The organism is Corticimicrobacter populi (assembly GCF_003123725.1).
Lineage (GTDB): Bacteria > Pseudomonadota > Gammaproteobacteria > Burkholderiales > Burkholderiaceae_B > Corticimicrobacter > Corticimicrobacter populi.
In genome coordinates, this window is the sequence record NZ_QETA01000002.1 from 408709 (window position 1) to 431537 (window position 22829).

20 protein-coding genes, 1 tRNA gene and 1 other RNA gene are annotated in these 22829 nt (G+C 61.9%); 18 read left to right on the forward strand and 4 right to left on the reverse strand.

The features are described 5' to 3' along the window. Window positions 1–13: 13 nt before the first annotated feature. From DD235_RS07185 to dnaQ, 5 genes are read left to right on the forward strand one after another with little or no spacing between them, the layout of a single operon-like run. On the forward strand, window positions 14–784 hold the full coding sequence (locus DD235_RS07185) for a class I SAM-dependent methyltransferase (protein WP_109061362.1): 771 nt from the start codon (window positions 14–16) through the stop codon (window positions 782–784). Continuing rightward, window positions 781–1272: a ribonuclease HI gene (gene rnhA, locus DD235_RS07190; protein WP_109061363.1), complete on the forward strand. Its 492-nt coding sequence runs from the start codon at window positions 781–783 to the stop codon at window positions 1270–1272. The genes DD235_RS07185 and rnhA overlap by 4 nt, the downstream gene beginning before the upstream one ends. 47 nt (window positions 1273–1319) lie before the next feature. Further along, a complete protein-coding gene (locus DD235_RS07195) occupies window positions 1320–2411 on the forward strand; it encodes an efflux RND transporter periplasmic adaptor subunit (RefSeq protein WP_109061364.1) in 1092 nt (363 codons plus the stop codon). Next, window positions 2408–5458 (forward strand): efflux RND transporter permease subunit, encoded by a 3051-nt coding sequence (locus DD235_RS07200; protein WP_109061365.1) that lies wholly within the window; start codon window positions 2408–2410, stop codon window positions 5456–5458. The genes DD235_RS07195 and DD235_RS07200 overlap by 4 nt, the downstream gene beginning before the upstream one ends. After that, a complete protein-coding gene (gene dnaQ, locus DD235_RS07205) occupies window positions 5458–6177 on the forward strand; it encodes a DNA polymerase III subunit epsilon (RefSeq protein ID WP_109061366.1) in 720 nt (239 codons plus the stop codon). The genes DD235_RS07200 and dnaQ overlap by 1 nt, the downstream gene beginning before the upstream one ends. 41 nt (window positions 6178–6218) lie before the next feature. Here dnaQ and DD235_RS07210 read toward each other — a convergent pair whose 3' ends face one another. Further along, window positions 6219–7235, reverse strand: a complete 1017-nt coding sequence (locus DD235_RS07210) for a hypothetical protein (RefSeq protein WP_109061367.1) — start codon at window positions 7233–7235, stop codon at window positions 6219–6221. A 164-nt stretch (window positions 7236–7399) separates the two neighbouring features. Here DD235_RS07210 and DD235_RS07215 point away from each other — a divergent pair. Continuing rightward, a tRNA-Val gene (locus DD235_RS07215) sits at window positions 7400–7474 on the forward strand. 79 nt (window positions 7475–7553) lie between these two features. Here DD235_RS07215 and DD235_RS17255 read toward each other — a convergent pair. Together DD235_RS17255 and DD235_RS07225 are read right to left on the reverse strand one after the other, a co-directional pair. Beyond that, complete coding sequence (locus tag DD235_RS17255; RefSeq protein WP_109061368.1) at window positions 7554–8870, reverse strand: methyl-accepting chemotaxis protein; 1317 nt, start codon at window positions 8868–8870, stop codon at window positions 7554–7556. 139 nt (window positions 8871–9009) lie between these two features. Next, window positions 9010–10944, reverse strand: a complete 1935-nt coding sequence (locus tag DD235_RS07225) for a DUF8189 domain-containing protein (RefSeq protein WP_109061369.1) — start codon at window positions 10942–10944, stop codon at window positions 9010–9012. Between the two features lie 137 nt (window positions 10945–11081). Between DD235_RS07225 and DD235_RS07230 the strand changes: the two genes are divergently transcribed. The 11 genes from DD235_RS07230 to DD235_RS07280 all read left to right on the forward strand — a co-directional run bounded on the left by DD235_RS07230 (window position 11082) and on the right by DD235_RS07280 (window position 20692). Next, window positions 11082–11582, forward strand: coding sequence for a hypothetical protein (locus tag DD235_RS07230; protein ID WP_109061370.1), 501 nt, complete (start codon window positions 11082–11084; stop codon window positions 11580–11582). Between the two features lie 197 nt (window positions 11583–11779). Continuing rightward, on the forward strand, window positions 11780–13645 hold the full coding sequence (locus DD235_RS17140; RefSeq protein WP_109061525.1) for a methyl-accepting chemotaxis protein: 1866 nt from the start codon (window positions 11780–11782) through the stop codon (window positions 13643–13645). A 48-nt stretch (window positions 13646–13693) separates the two neighbouring features. Further along, window positions 13694–14194: a GNAT family N-acetyltransferase gene (locus DD235_RS07240; protein WP_109061371.1), complete on the forward strand. Its 501-nt coding sequence runs from the start codon at window positions 13694–13696 to the stop codon at window positions 14192–14194. A 37-nt stretch (window positions 14195–14231) separates the two neighbouring features. Further along, window positions 14232–14329: signal recognition particle sRNA small type (gene ffs, locus DD235_RS07245), an RNA gene on the forward strand. A 21-nt stretch (window positions 14330–14350) separates the two neighbouring features. Beyond that, window positions 14351–16459 (forward strand): DNA polymerase III subunit gamma/tau, encoded by a 2109-nt coding sequence (locus DD235_RS07250; RefSeq protein WP_109061372.1) that lies wholly within the window; start codon window positions 14351–14353, stop codon window positions 16457–16459. Between the two features lie 55 nt (window positions 16460–16514). Further along, a complete protein-coding gene (locus DD235_RS07255; protein ID WP_109061373.1) occupies window positions 16515–16841 on the forward strand; it encodes a YbaB/EbfC family nucleoid-associated protein in 327 nt (108 codons plus the stop codon). A 9-nt stretch (window positions 16842–16850) separates the two neighbouring features. Then, window positions 16851–17471: a recombination mediator RecR gene (recR, locus tag DD235_RS07260; protein WP_109061374.1), complete on the forward strand. Its 621-nt coding sequence runs from the start codon at window positions 16851–16853 to the stop codon at window positions 17469–17471. Between the two features lie 30 nt (window positions 17472–17501). Further along, on the forward strand, window positions 17502–17834 hold the full coding sequence (locus tag DD235_RS07265) for a DMT family transporter (protein ID WP_109061375.1): 333 nt from the start codon (window positions 17502–17504) through the stop codon (window positions 17832–17834). Window positions 17835–18051: 217 nt separating this feature from the next. Beyond that, window positions 18052–19089 carry an ABC transporter substrate-binding protein gene (locus tag DD235_RS07270; RefSeq protein ID WP_109061376.1) on the forward strand — a complete coding sequence of 346 codons (1038 nt, stop codon included), beginning with the start codon at window positions 18052–18054 and terminating at the stop codon, window positions 19087–19089. Further along, complete coding sequence (locus DD235_RS07275) at window positions 19082–19891, forward strand: ABC transporter ATP-binding protein (RefSeq protein WP_109061377.1); 810 nt, start codon at window positions 19082–19084, stop codon at window positions 19889–19891. Before DD235_RS07270 ends, DD235_RS07275 begins: the two co-directional genes overlap by 8 nt. A 6-nt stretch (window positions 19892–19897) precedes the next feature. After that, window positions 19898–20692, forward strand: a complete 795-nt coding sequence (locus tag DD235_RS07280; RefSeq protein ID WP_109061378.1) for an ABC transporter permease — start codon at window positions 19898–19900, stop codon at window positions 20690–20692. Between the two features lie 25 nt (window positions 20693–20717). Here the strand turns inward: DD235_RS07280 and DD235_RS07285 are convergent, their stop codons facing one another. Beyond that, window positions 20718–21530: a helix-turn-helix transcriptional regulator gene (locus DD235_RS07285; protein WP_109061379.1), complete on the reverse strand. Its 813-nt coding sequence runs from the start codon at window positions 21528–21530 to the stop codon at window positions 20718–20720. Between the two features lie 95 nt (window positions 21531–21625). Between DD235_RS07285 and DD235_RS07290 the strand changes: the two genes are divergently transcribed. Further along, a complete protein-coding gene (locus DD235_RS07290) occupies window positions 21626–22825 on the forward strand; it encodes an MFS transporter (RefSeq protein WP_109061380.1) in 1200 nt (399 codons plus the stop codon). The last annotated feature ends 4 nt before the right edge of the window (window positions 22826–22829 follow it).

Consider the following 22829-nt stretch of genomic DNA (forward strand, 5'->3'; position numbering starts at 1 on the left):
AAGAGGAAAAGGTGTGACGGCAGGCAGCGAACCCCCTATTGTAAATCTGACGGCGTGGTTCGACACGCCACCCGGCCGCTATGCCCTGGAATGGGAGCAGCGGCAGATCGACGAGATCGTCGCAGATGTGTTCGGATTCCAGGCTGCGCAGATCGGCCTACCGGGGTTCGATACCCTGCAGAATAACCGGATTTCAGGCAAAACGGTGGTCGTGGCCGACTGGGACGGCCTGTCGGGGGCCTCGTCCGACACAGGCTTGCTGGTGGCACGGCCCGAGGCCCTGCCATTCGACAGTCAGAGCCTGGACCTGCTGGTTCTGCCACATACCCTCGAATGGGCCGAGGATCCTCATGCGGTTCTGCGCGAGGCCGAGCGGGTGCTGATGCCGGAAGGGCGTATTGTCGTGACCGGCTTCAATCCGTGGAGCCTGTGGGGCATGGCCTCCTGGTTGCCATTCGGGACCTATCTGCCGCAGCAGAGCACGCGGCTGGTCTCGTTGCTGCGGCTGCGGGACTGGTTCAAATTGCTGTCGTTCGAGGCAGGCAAGGGACGGCTGGGCTGCTTTGCGCCAGGCTGCCGCTCGGAACGCTGGCTGCAGCGCTGGCGTTTTCTGGATGCGGCAGGAGAGCGCTGGTGGGCACCCGGCGGTGGCGTGTATGCCGTGTCCGCAGTCAAGCGGGTGGGGGGCATGACGCTGGTCACGCCTGCCTGGAAACGCAAGCGGCGTCGACGCATGGTGCGACGAGCCGTGCCGGTAGTCTCCTCGACGCGGGGGGCGCAATGAGCGGCACACAGACAACTGACAGGGATATTGCCAGCAAGGTTGATATCTGGACCGATGGTGCCTGCAAGGGCAATCCGGGGCCGGGCGGATGGGGCGCATTGCTGCGCTATGGGGCACACGAAAAAACTCTCTATGGCGGAGAGCTCGATACGACCAACAACCGGATGGAGCTGCTGGCGGTGATCGAGGCCTTGGGTGCGCTGCGGCGGCGCTGCGCAGTAGTGCTGCATACGGACTCGCGCTATGTGCAGCAGGGCATGACCGAATGGTTGCCCAACTGGAAGCGGCGCGGCTGGAAAACCGCCGACAAGAAACCGGTCAAGAATGTCGATCTCTGGCAGCGGCTGGACGAGCAGGTCGCCCGACATGAGGTGCGTTGGCAGTGGGTCAAGGGCCATGCCGGGGACCCGGGCAACGAGCGTGCCGACCAGTTGGCCAACCAGGGGGTCGAAGTGGCGCTGGGGCGTGTGCCAGCACGTGCCGGATAGCCTGTGATTGCTGGTAAAGTGCAGTTTGCGGAATCACCTGAATATCGATGAAAAAACATACTTTATGGGGACTGGCCGTCGTGGCTGCCCTGGCAGTGGGCGTCGTGCTGGGTAGCCGGTTTGCGCCAGCCGGCCCTGCCGCGACGGATGCCGCGGTCCTTGACGGGGCGTCCCCAGCGTCTGCACCGGCCCGGCAGGCACCTGTCACAGTACGGGTAGCTCCGGTCAGCAGCCAGGCTTTCACCCAGCGCCTGACGGCCGTAGGCAGTCTGCGTGCCGACGAGTCGGTGGTGCTGCGGCCAGAAGTGGCGGGCCGGGTCCAGTTCATCGGTTTTCGCGAAGGGCAGCCGGTCGAGAAAGGGCAGGTTCTGTTTCGCCTCGACGATGCGACAGCCCGCGCTGAACTGGCCCAGGCCGATGCGGCGCTGGCCCTGGCTCGCAGTCAGCACGGCCGGGCCCGTGAGCTGAGCCGGCAGGGCTTTGTGAGTCAGCAGGCGCTTGATGATGCGGCCAGCCAGCTTCGGGTCCAGCAGGCAGCGCTGGAGGCAGCGCGTGTACGGCTCGACAAGACCGTGTTGCGTGCGCCCTTCGATGGTGTGATCGGTCTGCGCAGTGTCTCGGTGGGTGATTACGTGACGGCGGGCCAGGATCTGGTGGCACTGCAGGCGCTGGACCCCCTCAAGCTCGATTTCAAGGTGCCCGAGCAATATCTGGCCCATGTGGCCGAAGGCCAGCAGCTTGACATACAGGTCGATGCCCTGCCGGGGCAGACTCGTACGGGCCGCGTTTTTGCCATCAGCCCAACCGTGGATGCCAATGGTCGCTCCGTCTGGTTGCGTGCCGAGGTCGAGAATGGCGATGGCGCGCTGCGGCCCGGCCTGTTTGCCCGCGTGGCGCTGTTGCTGTCGTCCTACCAGGGGCTGGCCGTGCCCGAGGCGGCGCTGGCCCCTTCGGGTGACGGTCAATATGTCTATGTGGTTGCAGGGGACGAGGCGCGTCAGGTGGCCGTCACGCTGGGGCAGCGCCGCGATGGCATGGTCGAGGTGGCCGGCGATCTGGCATCCGGCGATGTCGTGATCGTGGCCGGACTGCAGCGCATCAGCGATGGCGTGCCCGTACGCGTACAGGTACGCGAATGAAAATTTCCGAGACCTGCATCCGCCGCCCGGTGTTTGCCACCGTCCTGACGCTGGCCATCGTGCTGATCGGCCTGATTTCCTATTCTCGGCTGACCGTGCGGGAGTATCCGCAGATCGACGAACCGATCGTTTCGGTGCGTACCGACTACAAGGGGGCGTCCGCCGAGGTGGTCGAGTCGCAGGTCACCAAGCCCCTTGAAGACCAGTTGGCAGGTATCGAGGGCGTCAATGTGATGACCTCGCGCAGCCGCTCCGAGCGCAGCTTCATCGACGTGCGCTTCGATCTGTCGCGCGATCCTGATGCGGCCGCTGCCGAAGTGCGCGACAAGGTCTCGCGGGCGCGCCGTTTCCTGCCCGATGAAATTGATGAGCCGATCATCGGCAAGGTCGAGGCCGATTCGCAGCCGGTGATCTATATCTCGGTACAGTCCGGTGTGCTGTCCACCGTCGATGCCTCGGACTATCTGCATCGCTACGTCAAGACGCGGCTGTCCGTGCTGCCGGGGGCAGCCGAGGTGCGGGTGTTCGGCGAGCGCTTGCCGGCCATGCGGGTGTACGTCGATCGTGACAAGCTGGCCGGCTATGACCTGACCGTGCAGGATGTGCAGAATGCGCTTTCCAGCCAGAATGTCGAGATTCCTGCCGGTCGCATCGAGTCGGTCAACCGCGAGTTTTCGGTGGTGTCGTCCACGGACTTGCGCACGCCCGAACAGTTCCGCGATGTGGTGCTTGCCAACGCTGGTGGCTATCTGGTGCGCCTGGGCGATGTCGCCGATGTGGAAATCGGCCCGGCCGACGAGCGTGTACTGTCGCGCTTCAATGGCCAGGCGGCACTCAATATCGGCGTCATGAAGCAATCCACTGCCAACCCGCTGGACCTGTCCAAGGCGGTGCGGGCCGAGGTGGATGCAATCAATACCAACCTGCCGGAAGGCATGCTGCTGACCGTGTCCTACGACACGTCTGTCTTTATCGAAGAGTCCATCGCGGCGGTCTATGCGACGATCCTGGAGGCCATCGCGCTGGTGGTGCTGGTGATTTTCTTCTTTCTGCGCAGCGTGCGGGCCAGCCTGATTCCCATCGTGACCATCCCGGTGTCGTTGGTGGGGGCCTGCGCGCTGATGTATCTGTTCGGGTTCTCGATCAATACGCTGACACTGCTGGCCATGGTGCTGGCCATTGGCCTGGTGGTCGATGACGCCATCGTCATGCTCGAGAACATCTATCGCCATATCGAAGAGGGCGTGCCACGCATCCAGGCCGCCATCATGGGGGCACGCGAGATCGGCTTTGCAGTGGTGGCCATGACCCTGACCCTGGTCACGGTCTATGCGCCGCTGGCCTTTGCCACCGGCCGGACCGGCCGGCTGTTCATCGAGTTCGCTCTGGCGCTGGCCGGTGCAGTACTGGTGTCGGGCTTCGTGGCACTGACCCTGACGCCGATGATGTGCGCGACGCTGTTGCGCCATTCGACCCGGCAGAATCGCCTGCAGGCCTGGATCGGCAAGTGGATGGACAGCTGGAATGACCTGTACCGACGCTGGCTGACCGCTGCGCTGGCCGCACGTGGCTGGATCGTCGTGGCGGGGGTGCTGGTGTCGCTGGCCGGCGGCTGGTTGTTCACGCACATCAAGAGCGAACTGTCACCGGTCGAGGACCGGGGGGTGGTATTCGGCTCGGTCACGGCCCCGGAAGGTGCCACGCTCAAATACACCCTCGACAGCCTGCTGGAAGTGGAGGACCTGTACCGCGAGATTCCCGAAGGGGAGAGCTACCGGGTGATCGCGGGCTTTCCGACCGTCTCCAACGGCATGGCCATCCTCAATCTCAAGCCGTGGAGCGAGCGCGAGGCGCGCCAGCAGGACATTGCCTCGGGCCTGCGGTCGGAAGTGTCCGAGCTGCCGGGTGCACGCATCTACATCAACAACCCGCCGTCGTTCGGGTTACGGGCCAGTTCGCGGCCCATCGAATTCATCGTCATGAGCCAAGCTTCCTATCCCGAACTGGCGCGTATGGTCGATGATTTCATGGGTGAGCTGTCACGCTATCCTGGACTGATCAATCTTGAAAGCGATCTGCGCCTGAATACCCCCGAGCTGCGCGTCGAGGTTGATCGCGACAAGCTGGCCGATGTCGGCGTCGATGTCGCCACGGTCGGCCGTACCCTCGAAACCATGCTGGGTGGGCGCCAGATCACCCGCTATAAGGATGATGGTGAACAGTTCGACGTGATTGTCCAGGTCAAGCCGCTGGAGCGGGCGCGGCCAGACGACATTTCCGGAATTTATGTGCGTACCCGTGAAGGCGGCATGGTGCAGCTGGACAACTTGCTGGCTGTGCGCGAAGGCGTCTCGGCGCAGTCGCTCAATCACTTCAACCGGCTGCGGGCAGCCAAGATCGAGGCTGCCGTCGCGCCGGGCTATTCAATGGGCGAGGTGCTGGCCGAAATGGATCGCCTGGCGCAGATCCACTTGCCGGCCACCGTACAGACAGACCTCGATGGCCAGTCGCGGGAATTTCGTGATTCGTCCGGCAGCATCTATCTGGCGTTCGCGATGGCGCTGGCCTTCATTTATCTGGTGCTGGCTGCACAGTTTGAAAGCTGGCGCAGTCCGCTGATCATCATGTTGTCAGTGCCGTTGTCCATGACCGGTGCCCTGCTGGCGCTCTGGCTCAGTGGCGGCTCGTTGTCGATCTACAGCCAGATTGGCCTGATCACGCTGGTGGGGTTGATCACCAAGCACGGCATTCTGATCGTCGAGTTCGCCAACCAGTTGCGTGACCAGGGGCATGAATTGTTCGATGCCGTGATCGAAGCCAGCGTCATGCGGCTGCGCCCCATTCTGATGACCACCGGTGCCATGGTGCTGGGCACCGTGCCGTTGGCGCTGGCGGCCGGTGCCGGTGCCGAATCGCGCCAGCAGATCGGCTGGGTGATCGTGGGCGGCCTGACGCTGGGTACAATCCTGACCTTGTTCGTGGTGCCGGCAGTCTATACCCTGATTGCTCCGCGCCGCAGCCACATAGAAGCAACCATGGAGTCATGATGCGACAGATCATCCTCGATACCGAAACCACGGGTCTCGAACCCTCCCAGGGACATCGCATCATCGAAATCGGTGCGGTGGAAATGGTCAATCGCCGCTTTACCCGCAACGATTTTCACCAGTACCTGAATCCGGATCGCGACAGTGATCCGGGCGCACTGGCCGTGCACGGACTGACCACCGAGTTTCTGTCCGACAAGCCGCGCTTTGAAGATGTGGTGGATGATTTCATCGCCTTCGTCGGCGATGCCGAGCTGATCATCCACAACGCCGACTTCGATACCCGTTTCATCGACGCCGAACTGGCTCGCCTGGGGCGCGGCAAGCTGATTGATCATTGCCTGCGTATCACCGATTCGCTCAAGGTGGCTCGCGAGATGCATCCGGGCAAGCGCAACTCGCTGGATGCGCTGTGCGACCGCTACGAAATTTCCAACGCACACCGTACCCTGCACGGCGCGCTGCTCGATTCGCAGTTGCTGGGCGAGGTCTGGCTGGCCATGACGCGTGGCCAGAATTCGCTGGTGATCGATATCGATGATACCGGTGCCGACGCGGGTGCGGCTGGCCTGCGGGTCGGTAGCCTTGACCTGTCGTCGTTGCGGGTGTTGCCGGCCAATGCCGAGGAACTGGCTGCGCACGAAGCCTACCTGGCCGAGCTGGACAAGGCCGTGGGCGGCGAGTGTACCTGGCGCAGTTTGCCGTCAGCACAGGTCTGACGGCGCTGGCCCGTCATGGGCCAGATCTTCTTTGCCGATACTCAGTCGCCGGTACGTGAGAACAGGGCCAACTGATTCCAGTAATCCAGGCCCAGCAGATATTGGTCGCCCAGCGGCTTGAACTCGAAATCCCCGCCTTTGTTATGCTGCATGCGGATCAGGCCGTCTTCCTGGCGTGCCTGCATGGTGATGAAGCCGTCACCGTCCTTGACGATGCCATCCGCACCGAAAATCAGTTCGCGCACGGCACCCACGGGGGCCGTGAACGTACCTTGGGGCAGGCTGGCCGGAGCGGGTTGTGCCAACAGCTCAGGGGTCAGTTTGGACAGGCTTGCTGCAATTGCGCAGGCATCGCTGTCGCCGATGGGTGCGTTGCAGGTGTGTTGCACGATCTCGCGCACGTCCAGATAGCGACCCGCGTTCCAGGCTTCAGCCGCGACCGTATTGCAGACACTGGCTGAAATGCCATTCAGGCAGGCGTTGCGCAGCGAGGCAATGGCTTCGTCGGGCAGGGGGTCCGACTTGCCGAACAGGCTGGATTCGATGCCGGCTGCTTCACGGTAGGCTTCGGGCAGCCGTTTGCAGGCAAATGCCATGCCGCTGTTGCACATCGATTCCAGTTCCAGCAGGGAGGTTGCGCCGTATGCTTCCAGACAGGTCATCAGGTCGCTTTTCCAGCACAATGGCCAGACCTTGGTTTCGGGGAACTGAGTGGGGGCGGCGCAGGGCGCTGCTTCCTGAAGGCTGTAGACAAAGTCGAATCCCACGTCGATGGACTTGCCGTCCGCAGGGAGTTTGTACGTGTCGCCGCCGTCGAGATCAATATTGAAATAAGACAGTTTGTCGCCTTCGATGGCGTAGTAGAGCAGTTCAGGGCTGCCCAGGCCGGTTTTCTGGATCAGGTTGCTGCTCAGGACACGGATCTGGTAGCTGGTGTCGGGGCTCTTGTAGACACCGCACTCAAGGGACGCCTGGGCCTGGGCGGCCGACGACAGGCCAAGGAACAGGGACGAGGCCAGCAGGAGGGATTTGGCAGAACGTGAAAGCAAGGCAGTCATGGATTGGACAACTTATGTATGAAAAACACGGCCTGCGCGACATGCACAGGCCGCGACAGCATAGGGTGAAAATCAACAGCAGGGTCCGGCCATAAAACAGACATCTGGGTGGGTGCTCTTGCTTGCACAAGAATTTCTGGTGTGCTATAGTTTCTTTCTTGTCTGGGCAGTTAGCTCAGTGGTAGAGCACTGCCTTCACACGGCAGGGGTCACAAGTTCGAACCTTGTACTGCCCACCAGATACAAAAAAGCCTCGGTCAATGCCGGGGCTTTTTGCTTTTCGTGTCCAACAAGTTGCTGCAGGCAAAAGGGGCTGTCTCAACTCCCTGTCTGGTCCAGGTCTTCGGTGATGCGGCTCAGCGCGGCGGACTGGGCAAGCGAGCTGTCAACGACGACTCCCATGATCTCGGTCACCCTGTGAGTGGAATCGACAATGTCGCGCATGGTGGTGCCTGCCGCCTGGACATGTACTGCTCCACTGCGGACCTGCTCGACCGATGTGTTGATCAGATCCTTGATTTCCTTGGCTGCCGAGGCGCTGTTGAGCGCCAGATTGCGAACTTCGGAGGCCACCACGGCAAAGCCCCGACCTTGCTCGCCGGCACGCGCTGCTTCCACGGCGGCATTGAGTGCCAGGATATTGGTCTGGAAGGCAATGCCGTCCATGACACCAATGATGTCCGAGATGCGGCGCGAACTTTCCGTGATGGCTCCCATGGTGTTGACGACTTCTGTTACGGTCTGCCCGCCCATTTCGGCGACTTCCGAGGCGGCACGCGCCAGTTCGTTTGCGCGTGTGGCCTGTTCTGCGTTCTCGGTCAGGTCATGGACTGCTTCCCGCAAGGTCTGTGCCGCCTGCACCCGGGCGGTAATGTCGGTGGCGAACTTGACGACCTTGAAGGGCTGGCCGTCTGGATCGAGAATGGCGTTGTAGCTGGCCTCTATCCAGATCGGCTGCCCATCCCGGCCAATGCGCAGGTAGCGTCCGGTTTCATAGGCCCCCGCACCCAGGCGGCGCCAGAACTCCCGATATGCCGGGCTGTTTCTTTCCGCCTCCGAGACAAATATGCTGTGGTGACGCCCGACGATCTCGTGTTCCTGGTAGCCGGTTGCCTGCAGGAAGAGCGGGTTGGCGCGCAGGATGGTGCCATCCAGGCCGAATTCGATGATGGCCTGGACCTTGGAGATGGCGGCAAGCTGTCCTTCGGCATCGGCCATGCGGCGCTGCTGCAGCGTGATGTCGGTGGCGTATTTGATGACCTTGACGGGTTGGCCGTCGTTGTCGAGGATGGAGGTATAGCTGGCCTGCAGCCAGACTTCGCGACCATCGCGTGCCACCCTGCGATAGCGTCCACAGTCGTTTTCTCCTGCAGCCAGCTTGCGCCAGAACCCCAGATAGACCGGGGAGGTGCGTAGCTCGGGCTCGACAAACATGGCGTGGTGCTTGCCCTGTATTTCGCCCAGACTGTAGCCCATGGTATCCAGAAAATTATCGTTGGCATTCAGGATGATGCCGTCCAGCGAGAACTCTATGACTGCCTGAGATCGGTGGATGGCCGCGATCTGGCCTTCCATGTTGCGCCGGTCGAGACCGGTGGATGAGGGAAATATGCGATCCAGAATGCCCTGCGCCATGGCTTCCTCCGTTGGGTGGTGTGGCACTGCTGAGGCGGGAGAGTGAGATGCTGGGGGTCTGCTCTGATGCGTGCGGTGCCCATGCGCCACGCCGCCAGTCTAGGCGGGTGAGAAAGCGGGACAGCAATATCTTGCCACGTTATTTCAATGTTTGAAAGACCTGTCTGTGTTCGACGTTGGTCGAAAAAGGGGTTCCTCGTGTGTCCGGGGAAACTGCCATCGTATCCAGCCTTTTCCAGCCCGGTGGCCGCTGTGTCCATATCCGATAGCCCTGTGGCGTCTCCGCAAGGCGTGCTGCCAGATATAGTCCATCCTGTTGCAGCAATAACGCGGGAGAGGATGTGATGTGTTCGCTGAGTCGATATGCCACGCCTGCCGAGAGGATCCAGAGTGCATCCTGGTCTGTTCCCCTGACTGCGACTGTGCTGGTGCCGAGCGTGTCCAGTGCAACAGCGGGCGAGCCACGGTAGGCCACGCCAAGATCAGTTGTCTGCCATTGATCATCCGACGATTGGGTCAGGCGCAGCAGATGCTGGCTGGCCTGGTCGCGAAAGTAGAGTTCAATGGCACCCTGTCGATTGCGCAGGGCTGCCAGCCCGCCATTGCTCGCGGGGGCATCAAGGCGTTGCCATGGTTGCCAGTCATGACTGTTGGGGGCACGCTGGCGCAGGGTGAAGAGTGTGCCGGCCCGATCCAGGGCGAACACAGTCAGGCGTCCGGACAGGTCACGGACCAGGGCCATTTCTGCCCGGATATGGGCCAGCGGCGGCAAGGTCACTGCTTCGCGCCAGATGTGGCTGTGTTCGCGGGTTTCGGTCCAGCGTATCTGTCCTTGGTGATCCAGTGCAACCAGTGCCGGCGTGCCTTCCTGGCTGATGGCGGGCAGATGCGTCTGGGTAAAGCCGGCAAGGCGTCGCCAGCCGTGCCAGGTGCGCGTATTGTCCGAGTTGTTGGTCCAGAGTTGGCCCTGGGCATCCAGTGCCAGGAGGCCGGTCGAATTGTCCGGATAGCGGACGCCCAGGGGGGCGGTGACGGGCCGTCCGCCCGGCGACTGCCATTGGCCGGTGGCGGATTGCCACACATGGGGGGTGCTGTCGTACTGGTTTGTGCCCAGCAATTGCAGCGATCCAGCAGTGCCCGGCATCAGACTGACGGTGCTATCAGGTGGCGTGACATAGTAGATACGGGCTACCCAGGCCGCAGTGGGGCCGGCCGGGCTGTTGCAGTCGCGGCCCGTGGGGCAATAGCGATTGTCCTGCCAGGCATAGCGCTGGAATATATCGGTCTTGCGTGCGGTTTCGCTGTCGGCCAGATTAACCTGACGCTCCTGCGTGGGATAGTTCACGTAACCGATTCGGGCGTAAGGACCGGGGGCCCGCATACTGGCCTCGCGGGTCAGTCGTGCGCTGGAGATATGGTCTGGATGATCGTGTCCGCTGCAGCGCCAGCACAGTCTGGCATAAGGGATGGCCACGGAGTCATCCATGTGTCTGATGACGGTGGGCGCATATTCGCGGATCAGTTGTGCAAGCGTGTCGACCAATCCCTGGCGCGTATAGATCGACGGGGGCAGGGCCAGTGTGGCCACACTTTGACCTGGCACCGACTCTGCCTGGCTCAGTGGGGTCAGACTACCCCAACCTTTGCCTAGCCAGGGGTCGGTCAGTCGCATGTGCCAGAGTTGTATGCGCGGATCATGTTCGAGCGTGAAACTGGCAAATGGGCGACCTGCAACGGTTTCCAGCTGCATCGACCAGTTGTCCTGTGTGCCTGCCATGCGGGCATAGGCTGCTCGTACGCCACTTTCGCGGCTGCGCATGTAGGAAGCCCCGTCATTGCGTTCGCTGGCGGTCATATACAGCGTGCGTACGCAGCCGCCTGCAGCCAGAGTAGCGTCGATATCCGGATTCATGAACAGCAGGTCGTCATCCATGTGGGCGACGATGACCAGGTCGCGTATGCCGTGACAGTCTGCAGGGGGTGTGCCGGCAGCCAGGACCGCACCATGAAACCAGATGCCGCAGAGCCAGATCAGGAAGTTGGCCAGGGAGCGACGGGCAGAGGTCGAAGTCATGATGTGCGTGCAGCAAGGACAACGGATTGGGCCGGGGAGGCGGCGCTTACTATAGCGCCGTTATTGGCTTTTGGTAAAAAAGTGCCAAGCAATGCCGTTATCAATGGCATATGCACATGACTCGTACGGGAGGTCCAATGGACGTCAATACTTCGCTGAACAGGCTGGCCATGTCTGCTACCCGGCAGACGGGGGCGGCAATCCAGCGACCGGGCCTGATAGCGAGTGCGGCAGATGGTGGTGTCGGGCAGGCGATGGCAGGGGCGGGTCAGGCTGCGTCCGTGCGCATCTCAGGCAGTGGGCAAGCACTGTATGCCAGCAATCGGACCCGGCAGGAAATTGGCAATAACGATGATATCGACTCAAGCAGTCTGCCGGATGAAATCAAGCAGATGCTCAAAATGATCAGAGAGATCAAGGCGCGGCTGCGTGAGCAACAGCAGGAACTGGTCGAGGTGATGGCAGATCAGACACTGGGTAATGAGGAGCGCAATGCCCGTATGGCAGCCATTCAGGCGACCATGGGGTCGCTCTCGGGCGCGCTGGTCAGCGCAACGATCACACTCAACAAGCTCATGAATAGCATGGATCTGAATGATACGCAGAAGACGGAAGTGATGGCGCTGATGTCGAAATAAATGTTTTCATTGTGAAATTATGATGCTTTGTTTGAAATAATGTTAGCAAATATTAATTAAAGCGGGGGGAAACTGCGCCAGTTCGCCTGATTGTCGCTGGTTGCAGAACACTATCATGTGCGCCTGTGCCCTTTGCCGGTCGGGCCTTGAAGCTGCAGCCGGTTGACCGGATTCAAGATTCAATCATCGGAAAGTTCATGTTTCATTCGATTCGCAATCAGCTCATTCTGCTGTGCATCGCCATTACGGCGGTGTCGCTGATTATCCTGGCCTCTGTTTCGTTCCTGCTGGTACGCGACGATACGATAGAGTCGATCGACAGCGGTCTCTGGCGCATTACACGGAACTCGGCACACGAGCTCTCCGAGCAGGTCAAGTCCAAGCAGCGCATTGTCTCTTCGCTCAAATACGGTGCAACGCAGCCTGACCCCGAACTCTTTATCCGTACCGTCAAGGATGCGGGTGGTTTTGATGATACCTATATCGTGTATTCGGATGGCTCCCATCTGTTCCTGCACGACATGCCAGTCGGCTATGACGGTACGCAACGTCCCTGGTACAAGCAGGGCGCAGTAGCCAACGGCAACGTCGTGACGCCGATTTATGTTGATGCCACTACGGGCAAACTGTGTATCAGTCTGGTGGAAGCCTTTCGTGTCAATGGCCAGGTGGCCGGGGTGTTCGGTGCCGATTTGCTGCTGGACAGCATCGCGGCCACAGTGGGTCTGATTCGGCCTACGGATTCCAGTCTGGCCTTCATGATCGATGGCAGTGGCAATATCTTCGCGCATCCCGATGCTGCGCTGGCGCTCAAGCCGCTGACCACGCTCACGCCGGATCTGACACCGGCGCGAGTACAGGACATGGTGCGCTCGGGCGAGACGGAGTTGGTGCGCTTTGGCGGCATTCAGCAGCGCCTGTTTGCAGCGCCTGTGGCCGGTACGGATTGGACGCTGATCGTGGCGGTGGATCATGTGCAGGCCATGAGCGCAGTCAGCAAACTGGTCAATGCTTCCGTGGGCGTGACCTTGCTGTGCCTGGTGCTGGCAACTCTGCTGCTGGTCTATGCTGTCCGGCATCGGCTGCGTGGCCTGAGCCGGGTGCGCGATGCGCTCGAGGATATTGCGTCGGGTGAGGGTGATCTGACGCGCCGCCTGCCAGCCACGGGTAAGGATGAACTGTCGCAGATTTCCGGAGCCTTCAACCATTTTGTTGGCAAAATCGCGGCCGTGATGCGTGATATTCGCTCATCGGCTGAGTCTGTGCGCTATGCCAGCGAAGAAATTGCCAGCGGCTCGGCAGACCTTTCCAGCCGTACCGAGCAGCAGGCCAGCTCGCTGGAAGAAACGGCTGCTGCGATGGAAGAACTGACCTCAACCGTGCGACAGAACGCCGAGAATGCCCAGCAGGCCACGGGCCTGGCGCAGCAGGCATCGGAAGTGGCAGGCCATGGCGGTGATCTGGTCAAGAACGTCGTCACGACCATGGATGGCATTGATGCCTCGGCGCGCAAAGTGGTGGATATCATCAGTGTGATCGATGGTATTGCCTTCCAGACCAACATTCTGGCGCTCAATGCAGCCGTCGAGGCAGCCCGGGCTGGTGAACAAGGGCGTGGCTTTGCCGTGGTGGCAGGCGAAGTGCGCACGCTGGCCCAGCGCAGTGCCACGGCGGCGCGCGAGATCAAGCAACTGATCGAGGCTTCGGTGCAGCAGATTTCCGCGGGCAGCGAGCTGGTGCATCAGGCGGGCGATACCATGGATCAGATCGTCGGCAGCGTGGCCAGGGTGACAACCATCGTGGGTGAAATCAACGTGGCCAGCCGCGAGCAGCAGACCGGCATTACAGAAGTCGGTCATGCGGTGGCCCAGATGGATCGCGGCACCCAGGAAAATGCTGCTCTGGTCGAGGAGTCGGCCGCTGCGGCGCAGATGCTGCGTGATCAGGCGGCGCATCTGGCCCAGGTGGTCGGCAGTTTCCAGCTTGACGAGCATGGTGCCGCACCTGCCGCACCTGCCGCGCATACCGACGGCCGGCGTGCGCCGGTGTTGGCGTTGAAGTGACCGACCAGGCATAATCTGGGCCTTTATTTCCTGATCAACGGGGCCCGCATGTCCGCAGCACAGCATATCGTCATCCGTCCCGCGGTGCGTTCCGACGCACCGCAGATCATGCAGTACATCAACGAGCTGGCCGTCTATGAAAAAGCGGCGCACGAGGTTGAGTCCAGCGTGGCCGATATCGAGCGGTCGCTGTTCGACGAGCCCGGCTCAACCTTTGCTCTGATATGCGAGCGTGACGGCCAGGCCGTCGGCTTTGCCGTGTATTTCCTGAGTTATTCGACCTGGCTGGGACGGCATGGGGTCTATCTTGAGGACTTGTACGTTTCTCCCGAGCATCGAGGCTCAGGCGCTGGCCGGGCATTGTTGCGGCATGTTGCCCGGATTGCCGTGTCGCAGGGCTGTCGCAGGATGGAGTGGAGCGTGCTCGACTGGAACGAACCGGCCATCCGTGTCTACGACGCTATTGGTGGGCGGCCGCAGTCGGAGTGGATCCGCTACCGGCTGGCAGGCGATGCCCTGCGTGCCTTTGCCGAGGCAGGCGAGGGTTGACCGGCGCGGTCCGTCAATCGATGCTAGAATACGCCCCGGCGGGCCCCTTCGCATGATTCTGCGGCGAACCTGGTCAGGTCGGGAACGAAGCAGCCATAGTCGTTTCGAATCAGTGCCGAAGTCAGGCTCGCCTCTCATCTGCCGTACAATGGACGCATGACCTATCTTGTGCTGGCCCGCAAATGGCGGCCTCGTTCGTTTGAGACCCTGGTCGGGCAGGATCACGTTGTCCGGGCATTGACACACGCTTTGCAGACCCAGCGTCTGCACCACGCATGGCTCTTCACGGGTACGCGTGGCGTCGGCAAGACCACGCTGTCGCGTCTCCTGGCCAAATCCCTCAATTGTGAAACCGGCATCACGGCTCAGCCCTGCGGCAAATGTCGCGCCTGTACCGAGATTGATGCCGGGCGTTTCGTCGACTATATCGAACTCGATGCCGCCTCCAATCGCGGTGTCGAGGAAATGACCCAGTTGCTGGAGCAGGCGGTGTATGCACCGAGTTCCGGCCGCTTCAAGGTCTATATGATCGATGAAGTTCACATGCTGACCGGGCATGCGTTCAACGCTATGCTCAAGACGCTGGAAGAACCGCCGCCGCACGTCAAATTCATCCTCGCGACCACCGACCCGCAGAAAATCCCGGTCACGGTGCTGTCACGTTGCCTGCAGTTCAATCTCAAGCAGATGCCTGCCGAAGCCATCGTGGGCCATCTGCAGCATGTGCTGCAGGCCGAAAGCATTGCATTCGAGGTGCCTGCGCTGCGTCTGATTGCGCAGGCGGCCGGCGGCTCCATGCGCGATGCACTGTCGCTGACCGATCAGGCCATTGCCTATAGCGCCGACAACCTGACCGAGGAGTCCGTGCGCGGCATGCTCGGGGCCATCGACCAGCGTCACCTGGTGCGGCTGCTGGATGTGCTGTCCGCCGGGCAGGCCGAAGGTGTCATTGCCCTGGCTGATGAGCTGGCCGCGCGAGGCCTCTCGTATTCCGGTGCGCTGGCCGATCTTTCGACGATGTTGTCGCGCATTGCGATTGCCCAGCGCGCGCCGGGTGCGTTGCCCGATGACGATCCCATGACGGCTGAATACGTGCGGCTGGCAGGGCAGATGCATCCCGATGCGGTGCAATTGTTCTACAGCGTGGCCGTGCACAGTCGCAGCGAGCTGTCCCTGGCACCCGATGAATATGCCGGTTTCATCATGGCCTGTCTGCGCATGCTGGCATTGTTTGCCGAGGCTGGTGGTGCGCCTGCGGCACCTGTGACGCCTCCGCCTGCGCCGGCTATGGTCGCACCGGACCGGACGGTATCCGCACCTGCGCCGGTGGCGGTTGCCGCTCCTGTGGATGCAACGCCGGTTGTGGCCGATACGCTGGTTGCTGCGCCCGTTGCTGTACCTGCCGTGATGGCAGTTGCCCAGCCCGTTGTTGCCGAGTCGAGCGAGGCTGTGGCTACTGCGGGCGATGAGACGGCGAACACGTCCGCTTCAGCCGATATTCCTCCCTGGGATGACATTCCGCCTGATGCCGAGGCCGCAGGTGCCTCGACCTGGGCCGAAGAGGATGCAGTTGCATCGGATCCGGTTCAGACTGTTGCCACGCCCACGCCCACGCCCACGCCCACGCCCACGCCCACGCCCACGCCCACGCCCACGCCCACGCCCACGCCCACGCCCACGCCTGAGCCTGAGCGCCAGACGATTGCACCCGTGTCAGCGGTCCGGCCAGAGACGGAGGCGCTGTCGTTGCCCGAGCAGGCTCACGCAGTCACGCCGGAATCGATTGCTGCGCCTGTCGAGGTGCGTGACCCCGTATCGCAGGCAGCGGTTGAGCCGTCTGCGGCAGCAGCCACCAGGCCGGCAGCGCCGGGCGAGCTGGCCCTGTCACAGCCGTGGCATGTGTTTTCCCGCTCATTGCCCGTACGCGGTGGTGCCGAGCAACTGGCGCGGCAGAGCGAGTGGTTGGGCACGCAGGGCAATGTTGTTAGAATCCGGGTGGCCAACCAGGCTTTGGCTGATATTTCCGCCAAGGATAGGTTGCGCGATGCGTTGAGTGAGCATTTCGGCCAGGATATCCGTCTCGAGATCGAGGTGGGGGCCACGGGAAGCGAAACAGCGCATGCGCAGGATGAAGCTGCCCGGCGAGCACGACAACTGGCTGCCGAGCAGTCCATCGCATCGGATCCTCTGGTGCAGGCATTGCAGTCGGATTTCGGCGGCCGTGTCTTGTCAGGGTCCATCCGACCATCCACGCAGGGCCTGTAGTCGGCTACCGTCGGCAACAGGTGATACGTTACTCCACACAAGGGAATGCAACACCATGATGAAGGGACAACTGGCCGGCCTGATGCGCCAGGCGCAGCAGATGCAGGAAAACGTCAAGAAGGCTCAGGAGTCTCTGGCTGAAATCGTTGTTGACGGTGCCGCAGGCGGTGGCCTGGTCAAGGTCAGCATGACCTGCCGCCACGACGTTCGCCGCGTCGAAATCGATCCCAGCCTGCTGGCCGAAGACAAGGACATGCTTGAAGACCTGGTCGCTGCAGCCTTCAACGATGCCCTGCGCAAGGCCGAGGCCACTTCCCAGGAAAAAATGGCCAGCGTGACGGCCGGTCTGCCGCTGCCGCCGGGAATGAAGCTGCCGTTCTGATGCCCCAGCATGAGCGATCCCTCCCTGCCCGAACCACAGCCGCTGCAGGCACTGATCGACGCATTGCGTCGCCTGCCCGGTGTGGGTGTACGGTCGGCCCGACGCATGGCCTATCATTTGCTGCAGCATGACGCCTCGGGCGCATTGCATCTGAGCGAGGCGCTGCGCCATGCCGTCGGGGACCTCAAGCACTGCCGGCGCTGCAACAGTTTTACCGAAGACGAAGTCTGCGGCACCTGCCTCAGCCCGCGTCGTGATCCGGCACAGCTTTGCATCGTCGAAACCCCAGCCGATCAGAATATGCTCGAAGCCAGTCATGGCTACCATGGCTTGTACTATGTACTGATGGGACGGCTGGCCCCGCTGGATGGCGTGGGTCCCCAGGAACTTGGTTTCCAGAACCTGCTGGATCGGGCCTGCGATGGCGTGGTGCAGGAGGTCATCCTGGCGACCAACTTCACCGCCGAAGGCGAAACCACAGCCCATTATCTTGCCGAGCTGCTGCGTTCGCGCGGTTTGCGCGTTTCGCGACTGGCACGCGGGGTGCCGGCAGGCAGCGAACTCGAATACGTCGATGCCGGTACGCTGGCCTGGGCGCTGATGGAGCGTCGCGACTCACACCAGGACTGAGCGCATCGCGCGGCAGCCTGACCGTAACGCATGAAAAATTACCTGTTCCTGCTCGTCGCCATCCTGGCCGAGATCATTGCCACCAGTGCCCTGAAGGCATCCGATGGTTTCACGAGGGCCGTGCCGTCGGTGATTACCGTAATCGGCTATGGTGTGGCCTTCTATTTCCTGTCGCTGACGTTGCGGACGATTCCGGTGGGCATCGCCTATGCACTGTGGTCTGGCATCGGCATTGTGCTGATCGCGCTGATCGGGCATTTCGTATTTCATCAGCGGCTGGATCTGCCGGCCCTGCTTGGCATCCTGATGATCGTGGGCGGCGTGCTGGTGATCAATCTGTTTTCCAGGACGTCCGGGCACTGATTTCAGGCGGAGATCGGCCTGCCATGCGGCTTTGCGGCAGGGGTGGAGTATGATTCTCCTTCTTTTCTTGCCGAGTTGGTGCATATCGGTGCCAGCGGAGGACGCAGGCCAGGCAGGATCACCGTCCTGAATAACCTGTGTGAATCCGGCACAGCCCGTACGAGACAGCGGGCGTGCCTGTCGATAATTATTTGTTCATCCTGACAGGAGCTTGACCGTGTCCATGCATCGACGCGACTTACTGAAGCTGGCGGCCGCTGGCAGCATGCTGGGGCTGGCCCCCGCCTTTGTACGCGCCCAAGGTTCAGCACGCAAAGTGCACATTGCCGTAGGGGGCAAGGCGCTGATCTATTATCTGCCGCTGTCGGCAGCCGAACAGTTGGGTTACTTCCGTGATGAAGGCCTGGACGTGACCATTTCCGATTTTGCCGGTGGCTCGCGCGCCCTGCAGGCCGTGGTCGGTGGCAGCGCTGATGTGGTGTCCGGTGCCTTCGAGCACACCATCAGCCTGCAGTCCAAGGGGCAGTTTTACCGCTCGCTGGTGATGCAGGGGCGGGCACCCATGATCGGGTTCGGCGTGTCGACCAAGACATTGCCCGACTACAAGGGGGCAGCAGATCTCAAGGGCAAGAAAATTGGCGTGACTGCTCCGGGTTCATCCACCAACATGCTGCTCAGCTTCTTCCTGGCCAAGCATGACATGAAGATCAGCGATGTCGCGGTGATTGGCGTGGGGGCGGGTGCAGGCGCCGTGGCGGCACTGCGTTCGGGGCAGATCGATGCCATCCTCAATACTGATCCCGTGATCTCGATCCTGGAGCAGTCGGGTGATATCAAGATCATTGTCGATACCCGCACGGTCAGGGATACGCTGGAAATCTTTGGCGGCAACATGCCTTCGTCCTGCCTGTATGCGCCGCAGAAATTCATCGATGGCAATGCCGAGATCGTGCAGGGCCTGGCCAATGCCATCGTGCGTGCCGACCGCTGGGTGCATGCCACGCCGCCCGAGCAGATCGTCGAAGCCATGCCCGAGTCCTACCGCCTGGGTGATCCGGCCTTGTATGCCTTTGCCATCGGCAAGAATATCGATGGCCTGTCGCCTGACGGTCTGGTCGCTCAGGATGGCCCTGAAACGGCGCTCAAGGCCCTGGTTGCCTACAACGCAGGTTTCCCGGCCGACAAGATCGACCTGTCCAAGGTCTGGACCAACGAATACGCGCAGCGCGCCGACGAGAAATATCCCCATGTCTGAAGCTGCGTTGTCCTTTGAAAACATTACCTGCACGTTTGTCTCCCGGGAAGATCGCAGCCAGCGCTATACGGCGATGGCCGACACGACTCTGACCGTGGGTGCAGGCGAGTTCGTCTCCGTGGTCGGCCCGACCGGTTGCGGAAAATCCACGCTGCTCAACGTGGCCGCAGGTCTGCTGCGTCCTACCTCGGGTAGCGTGCGTGTGTTCGGCCAGCCGCTTGATGGCATCAATCGGCGTGCCGGCTACATGTTCCAGGGCGAGGCGTTGTTGCCGTGGCGCAGTGCGCTGTCCAACGTTATGGCCGGGCTGGAGTTTGCCGGTGTGGCGCAGGACGAGGCGGAATCACGCGCCCAGGACTGGCTGCGCCGCGTCGGCCTGGGCAATTTCGGCGAACGCTATCCGCACCAGATGTCGGGCGGCATGCGCAAGCGAGCCATGCTGGCACAGATGCTGATCCGCGACCCGGACATCATCCTGATGGACGAGCCGTTTTCGGCATTGGATATCCAGACGCGCCAACTGATGGAAAACGAGGTGCTGGATATCTGGATGGCCAAGCGCCGGGCGGTGCTGTTCATTACGCATGATCTCGACGAGGCGATTGCCATGAGCGATCGAGTCATCGTGCTGTCGGCAGGACCGGGCACCCATCCCATTGGTGAATTCGCCATCGACCTGCCCAGGCCGCGTGACGTGGCCGAGGTGCGCATGGATCCGCGTTTCGTGGAACTGCATGGTGCCATCTGGGATGTGCTGCGCGAAGAAGTGCTCAAGGGCTATGCCCGTCAGAAACAGGGGTAATCAAGCATGTGGAATCTGATCAAACCCCGCGCAGCAACGATGCGCTTCTGGCAGGTATTGCTCCTGGTCATCATCCTGGGGACATGGCATTTCTTTTCGCAGGATCCGGGTGTTGCCTTCTTCTTCGGGCAACCGCTGATGGTGGCTGAAAAGATCTGGGCCTGGTTCGTCACTGATGCCGACATCTATCATCACCTGTACATCACCCTGACCGAAACCGTGCTGGCCTTTGGCATCGGTACGGCGGGTGGCCTGGCTTGCGGGCTGTGGCTGGGGCTGTCGCCGCTGGCCAGTGCCATTCTGGATCCATATATCAAGGCCATGAATTCGATGCCGCGCGTGATCCTGGCACCGATCTTCGGCATGTGGTTCGGTCTGGGTATCTGGTCCAAGGTAGCACTGGCCGTCACGCTGGTGTTCTTCATCGTGTTCTTCAATGTCTATCAGGGCGTGCGCGAAGTCAGCCCCATCCTGCTGGACAATGCCCGGATGCTGGGAGCGGATCGCCGCAAGCTGCTGCGCCATGTCTACCTGCCGTCGGCCACGAGCTGGGTATTCTCCAGCCTGCACACATCGGTGGGCCTGGCATTCGTGGGGGCCGTGGTGGGCGAATACCTGGGTTCGGCAGCCGGCGTTGGCTACCTGATCCTGCAGGCTGAAGGCACCTTCGAGGTCAATACCGTGTTCGCAGGGATTGTCGTACTGACGGCTTGCGCGCTGGTGCTCGATAGTGCGGTCGGCATCGCCGAGAAGCGTCTGATGCGTTGGCAACCCAAGACCGGCGATATGGAAAAGCTCTGATGCCATCCCATGCCCGCCGACACCATCAGGCGGTGGGCATGGCCGATGTATCGGCATCGCGTCTGGCATAGACGATCAATCGGAGATGGCGATCGCCATCCAGTGTCAGCGAGGTGTGGTCGAAGATCACGCGTTGGCCATCTACCATCAGTTCCCGCTGTCCGCTGCAGGGGGCATGCGCTTCGTGCGCTTGCCAGTGCTGCCGGAAATCAGGTGAAATTTTTTGCAGTTCCGACACCAGTCCGTCCAGGTCGGCCTCCGGGGCAGCCTGGGCATGGTCGCGCCGGAAGCTGGACAGGATGCGCGGCGCCTCGCTGTCCCAGTCTACATGCAGGGCGCGCAGCGCTGGATCGGTGAACAGCATGCTCAACAGGTTGCGCCGATCGGGCAGCTGTCCGGAAAAACCAAACAGATCCTCAGCCGGCCGGTTGCTGGCCAGCACGTCCCAGCGCAGGTTCAGGATAAAGGCGGGGTGTGGGGCCAGGTCATGCATCAGGCGCAGCACCAGGGGCGGGACAGTGCACCAGGTCTTGCCGGGCTCGGCAGGCGGGCGTGCATGGGCCAGCAAATAGAGATGACGCCGTTCGGCGGCGTCCAGTTTCAGGACGCGACAGAGATTGTCGAGGAATGTGGCGGAGACCCCGATATCCCGACCCTGTTCCAACCACGTATACCAGGTCAGGCCGACACCCGCCAGCGCGGCGACTTCTTCACGCCGCAAGCCCGGCGTGCGCCGCCGCCCGCCGATAGGCAGGCCGACCTGTGCGGGTGTGATGCGCTGGCGTCGTGTGCGCAGGAAATCGGCCAGGGCCGTGCGATGGCGGTGGAGTCTATCCATGGGCAAGGCACTTTTTGTAATAGCATAATTGGCTAAATTGTAATCCTTTATGGATCTCTGCAGAATGATGCTTTCTTTATGGATGGATGCATCAAATGCACACAGATGTTGAAAATGCGGCCCGGGGATCGACAAAGTCGTTTGCCGTGGTGGGTCTGATTGCGCTGGGCGCGTTTGCACTGGGTATGGCGTCCTATGTCACTGCGGGGCTGATTCCGTTGATCGAAGGGGCATTTTCAGTGCCGGTGTCCGTGGCGGCGCAACTGGTGACGGTCTTTACGCTGGCCTATGGACTGGGGTCGCCATTGTGCGTGGCGGTGTTGCCTGCACGGCGGCGACGTGCCGGCCTGCTTTGGGCGCTGGGCCTGTTCGTGGCGGCCAATGTGGCCAGTGCGTGTGCCGGTTCGTTTGCATGGCTGCTGTTCTGGCGATCGTTGGCGGGTGTCGGCGCGGGGGTGTATCTGGCGCTGGGGATCGCCGCCAGCACGGCTATTGTGGCACCTGGGCAGCGAGGCCGGGCCATTGCCTTGATGATGGGCGGTATGGCAGGCGGTACGGTGTTGGGCGTCCCGCTGGGGCTGATGCTTGCGCAGTGGTTCGGCTGGACGGCTGCACTGTGGCTGGTGGCTGTGCTGGGGGGGCTGTCCTGGCTGGGCCTGTGGATGCGGTTGCCGGAATTGCCGCAAGACGGTCCGGCTGTGCGCTGGCATGATCGGCTGTGCCTGCTGCGCGACAGCCGTGTCCTGGGTACGTTGCTGGTATCGCTGTTGGCCGCTGTCGCCAGCCTGGGGCTGTATACCTATCTGGCTGCACTGTTGCTGGCGGTGTCGCCTGGCGGCCTGGTCGACGCGACACCCTGGCTCTGGGCGTGGGGGGCAGGCGGCCTGCTGGGCAGTTTTCTGGTCGTGCCGCTGGCCGACCGGGTTGCGCCGGGTAGACTGACTCTGGGCATCATGGTGTGGCTGGCCGTGGCGCTGGGGGTGACGCCGTTTGCCGCTGCCTGGCAGCCCTGGCTGGCATTGCTGCCCGTCGCTGTCTGGGGCGCGGTGGGATGGGCGTTGCAGGTGCCGCAGAACAATCTGCTGGTCAATGAGCGCGAGCGACAGGGGGATGGCGATCTGGCCGTTGCCCTGAATGAGTCGGCGCTCTACCTTGGGAGTGCCCTGGGTGCGGCGGGCGGTGGCATTCTGCTGGCCGCGGGTGCTTCGTATGATGCCCTGGGGGTGACAGCGGGTGCCGTGGCAGCAGTGGGCGCGGCGCTGCAGGTATTCAATCTGCGTTGCGCCCGCCGCTGAGTGG

Coding starts and splice junctions, on each gene's coding strand:
- DD235_RS07280 (WP_109061378.1), top strand. CDS start 19,898: ATGTGGAATCTGATCAAACCCCGCGCAGCAACGATGCGCTTCTGGCAG.
- DD235_RS07200 (WP_109061365.1), top strand. CDS start 2,408: ATGAAAATTTCCGAGACCTGCATCCGCCGCCCGGTGTTTGCCACCGTC.
- DD235_RS07265 (WP_109061375.1), top strand. CDS start 17,502: ATGAAAAATTACCTGTTCCTGCTCGTCGCCATCCTGGCCGAGATCATT.
- DD235_RS07240 (WP_109061371.1), top strand. CDS start 13,694: ATGTCCGCAGCACAGCATATCGTCATCCGTCCCGCGGTGCGTTCCGAC.
- DD235_RS07250 (WP_109061372.1), top strand. CDS start 14,351: ATGACCTATCTTGTGCTGGCCCGCAAATGGCGGCCTCGTTCGTTTGAG.
- DD235_RS07225 (WP_109061369.1), bottom strand. CDS start 10,944: ATGACTTCGACCTCTGCCCGTCGCTCCCTGGCCAACTTCCTGATCTGG.
- DD235_RS07210 (WP_109061367.1), bottom strand. CDS start 7,235: ATGACTGCCTTGCTTTCACGTTCTGCCAAATCCCTCCTGCTGGCCTCG.
- DD235_RS07290 (WP_109061380.1), top strand. CDS start 21,626: ATGCACACAGATGTTGAAAATGCGGCCCGGGGATCGACAAAGTCGTTT.
- DD235_RS07195 (WP_109061364.1), top strand. CDS start 1,320: ATGAAAAAACATACTTTATGGGGACTGGCCGTCGTGGCTGCCCTGGCA.
- DD235_RS07255 (WP_109061373.1), top strand. CDS start 16,515: ATGATGAAGGGACAACTGGCCGGCCTGATGCGCCAGGCGCAGCAGATG.
- DD235_RS17255 (WP_109061368.1), bottom strand. CDS start 8,870: ATGGCGCAGGGCATTCTGGATCGCATATTTCCCTCATCCACCGGTCTC.
- DD235_RS07275 (WP_109061377.1), top strand. CDS start 19,082: ATGTCTGAAGCTGCGTTGTCCTTTGAAAACATTACCTGCACGTTTGTC.
- rnhA (WP_109061363.1), top strand. CDS start 781: ATGAGCGGCACACAGACAACTGACAGGGATATTGCCAGCAAGGTTGAT.
- DD235_RS17140 (WP_109061525.1), top strand. CDS start 11,780: ATGTTTCATTCGATTCGCAATCAGCTCATTCTGCTGTGCATCGCCATT.
- DD235_RS07230 (WP_109061370.1), top strand. CDS start 11,082: ATGGACGTCAATACTTCGCTGAACAGGCTGGCCATGTCTGCTACCCGG.
- dnaQ (WP_109061366.1), top strand. CDS start 5,458: ATGCGACAGATCATCCTCGATACCGAAACCACGGGTCTCGAACCCTCC.
- recR (WP_109061374.1), top strand. CDS start 16,851: ATGAGCGATCCCTCCCTGCCCGAACCACAGCCGCTGCAGGCACTGATC.
- DD235_RS07285 (WP_109061379.1), bottom strand. CDS start 21,530: ATGGATAGACTCCACCGCCATCGCACGGCCCTGGCCGATTTCCTGCGC.